Origin of the sequence: Clavibacter lycopersici, from assembly GCF_003576405.1 — a bacterium.
Classification (GTDB): domain Bacteria; phylum Actinomycetota; class Actinomycetes; order Actinomycetales; family Microbacteriaceae; genus Clavibacter; species Clavibacter lycopersici.
Window position 1 is genome coordinate 1 of sequence record NZ_QWGT01000278.1, and the last position, 3,286, is coordinate 3,286.

Annotated in this window: 2 protein-coding genes and 1 pseudogene; 2 read left to right on the top strand and 1 reads right to left on the bottom strand. The window is 73.6% G+C overall.

Annotated features, from left to right (window positions below):
- Positions 1-573, top strand: a pseudogene (locus DZG00_RS17050) (hypothetical protein); the annotation flags it as partial.
- A gap of 12 nt (positions 574-585) precedes the next feature.
- Here the strand turns inward: DZG00_RS17050 and DZG00_RS13820 are convergent.
- Positions 586-2,403: an ABC-F family ATP-binding cassette domain-containing protein gene (locus DZG00_RS13820; protein WP_119382945.1), complete on the bottom strand. Its 1,818-nt coding sequence runs from the start codon at positions 2,401-2,403 to the stop codon at positions 586-588.
- A gap of 149 nt (positions 2,404-2,552) precedes the next feature.
- Here DZG00_RS13820 and DZG00_RS13825 point away from each other — a divergent pair.
- A partial coding sequence (locus DZG00_RS13825) for an MFS transporter (protein WP_147360016.1) occupies positions 2,553-3,286 on the top strand: 734 nt, incomplete at its 3' end.

Here is a 3,286-nt window from a genome sequence, read left to right on the forward strand (position 1 = left end):
GTCGGGCTGCTCGCGGGCGCGGGCATCGCCGCCGCGATGGGTGGATCCGCGTCGCCGTCCGCCGACGCGACGACGACGCCGTCCGCCGCGCCGACCGACGCGGCAGCCGCCGAGGAGCCGCCGGGTCCCGCGAGCGTGCGCTCGCTGCTCGGCACCGACATCAGCCGCACCTCGGCCCCCCTCGCGGTCGACGGGATCCTCGCCGCTCCGCAGGAGGACGCCGACACGCCGCCGCGCTCGCCGGGCGGCGACATCGACCTCACCTCCATCCGCGGCGTGCAGACGAGCGTGGGCCTCTACGTGGCGCGCACCATCTCCGGCGACTCGTGCCTGCTCGTGTACCCGTGGACGGGATCCGCCCCCGCGACGGGGAACAGCCCCGGTTCCGGCGTCGCGTCATGCGCCCCGCCCGCGCAGCTGGCCGTCTCCGGCCTCGAGGTGACATGGATCGCGAACGTCCCGGCACGCGCCTTCGACGGCAGCATCCGGATGGCCGGGGGCGGGCTCAGCGTCGTCTGGGCCCCGGACGGGACCCTGACGCTGAGCTCGCCGGACGTCCTGCTCGCCTACTGACCGGCCGGCGGATCAGCCCTCGAGCAGCTCGCTGAGCTCCATCCAGCGGCTCTCGAGCGCCTCGACGTCGGCCTCGATGGCGCGCACGCCCTCGTTGAGCTTCCCGAGCCCGTCGTAGTCGTTGGGGTCATGCGCCGCCATCGCGTCGAGCGCCTGGCGGCGCCGGAGGTCGGCCTTCTCGAGCTTCCGCGAGATGCTCGCGAGCTCCTTCTGGGCGTTCCGCAGCTCGGCGCCCTGGAGCTGGGATCCGCCGGATCCGCCGAGCGTCGCGGTCGCCTGGCCGCCGACCTCGTCGGGTCGGGCGACGGTCGCCTTCTCGGCGTTGCCGGGCTGCGAGCGGAGCTTCAGGTACTGCTCCACCCCGCCGGGGAGGTGGCGGAGGTTGCCGCCCATCACCGCGTACTGCTGGTCGGTGACCCGCTCGATGAGGTACCGGTCGTGGCTCACGACGAGCAGCGTGCCGGGGAACGAGTCGAGCAGGTCCTCCATGGCGGCGAGCATGTCGGTGTCGAGGTCGTTGGTGGGCTCGTCGAGGATCAGCACGTTCGGCTCGTCGAGCACGATGAGGAGGAGCTGGAGGCGGCGCTTCTGGCCGCCCGAGAGGTCCTTCACCGGCGTCGACAGCTGCGCGCTCGTGAAGCCGAGGCGCTCGAGCAGCTGGCCGGGGGTCATCTCCTTGCCGCCCGCGACGTAGGTGGTCCGCTGGCGGCCGATCACGGTGGAGACGCGATCGTCCAGCACGTCCTTCAGCTCGTCGAGCTGCTGCGTGAGCACGGCGACCTTGATGGTCTTGCCGCGCTTGACCTTGCCGGTGGTCGGCTGGAGCGTCCCGGCGACGAGCGAGAGCAGCGTGGACTTGCCGGCGCCGTTCACGCCGAGGATCCCCGTGCGCTCTCCGGGCGCGATGCGCCACTCGACGTCCTTCAGGATCTGCTTCTCGCCGTAGCTGACGGACACGTCGAGCAGGTCGACGACGTCCTTGCCGAGCCGCTGCATCGCCATGGAGGCGAGCGAGACGGTGTCGCGCGCGGGCGGCTCGTCGGCGATGAGGGCGTTCGCCGCCTCGATCCGGAACTTGGGCTTGGCCGTGCGCGCGGGCGCTCCGCGGCGGAGCCACGCGAGCTCCTTCTTCATGAGGTTCTGGCGCTTCGCCTCGGAGACGGCGGCGCTGCGGTCGCGCTCGACGCGCTGCAGGATGTACGCCGCGTACCCGCCCTCGAACGGCTCGATGAGCCGGTCGTGCACCTCCCACGTGTAGTTCGCGACCTCGTCGAGGAACCAGCGATCGTGGGTCACGACGATGAGGCCGCCGGAGTTCGGCGACCAGCGGCGGCGGAGGTGGCCGGCGAGCCAGGCGATGCCCTCCACGTCGAGGTGGTTGGTGGGCTCGTCGAGGAAGAGGATGTCGTGGTCGCCGATGAGGAGCTTCGCGAGCGCGACCCGGCGGCGCTGGCCGCCCGAGAGCTGGGCGACGTCGGCGTCCCACGGCACGTCGGAGGCGAGGCCGTCGATCACGTCGCGGACCAGCGGGTTGCCCGCCCACTCGTGCTCGTCGATGCCGCCCACGATCGCCTCGCCGACGGTCTGGCCGTCGGGCAGGGTGTCGCTCTGGTCGAGCACGCCGATGGTGACGCCGCGGCGGCGCGTGACGCGGCCGGAGTCCGGCTCCAGGCGTCCGGCGAGGAGGGAGAGGAGGGTCGACTTGCCGTCGCCGTTGCGTCCGACGATGCCGATGCGGTCGCCCTCGTTCACCCCGATGGTCACGTCGTCGAAGATCACGCGCGTCGGGAACTCGAGGTGGAGCGCTTCGGCTCCCAGCAGATGGGCCACGGCACGAGCCTAGGTGACCCCCGGCCGGGGAATTCCCGCGAGCGGTCCGCCGTTGCCCCTCCTCGTGGCCCGCGAGGGCCGCGCGCTCGACGGGGAGCGGCCCGTCCCGCGGCAGCCCCGCGGGGATCCGCCCACCGCGAGGAGCGCCCATGACGACCAGCAGCACCGAGACCGCACCGCTCATCGCGGAGGGCGCGCCCGCCCGCCGCGAGTCCGCCGCCGGCCTCCTCGTCTACGCGCTCACGCTGCTCGTGCTCGTCGCGTCGGGCGCCGCGCCGTCGCCGCTCTACCCCGTGTACCAGGAGGAGTGGGCGCTGCCTCCCGTGGTGCTCACGGTGGTGTTCGCCGTCTACGTCGCCGGCCTCCTCGCGACCCTGCTCACCGCGGGCCGCCTCTCCGACCACATCGGCCGCCGCCCCGTGATCCTCGGCGCCCTCGCCGTCTCCACCGTCGCGATGCTCGTCTTCGCGTTCGCGCACGACGGGCTCGCCCTCGTGATCGCCCGCATCCTCCAGGGGCTCGCGATCGGCCTCGCCACCGGCGCGCTCGGCGCCGGCATGATCGACCACCAGCCGCAGCGACGCTCCGGCCTCGCCGCCTTCCTCAACGGCGTCGTGCCGCCGACAGCGCTCACGGTCGGCGCGCTCGGCAGCGGGTTCCTCGTCGCCTACGGGCCCGCGCCCGAGGAGACGGTGTTCGTCGTGCTCGCGGCGCTCATGGTGGGCGCGGGCGTCGCCGTCGCGTTCGTGCCGGAGCGCCAGCCGCGCCGCGCGGGCGCCCTGCGGTCGCTCGTGCCGTCGGTCGCCGTGCCGCGCGCCGCGCGCTCAGTGTTCACCGCGGTGGTCGGCGGCATGATCGCGAGCTGGGCGCTCGGCGGCATGTT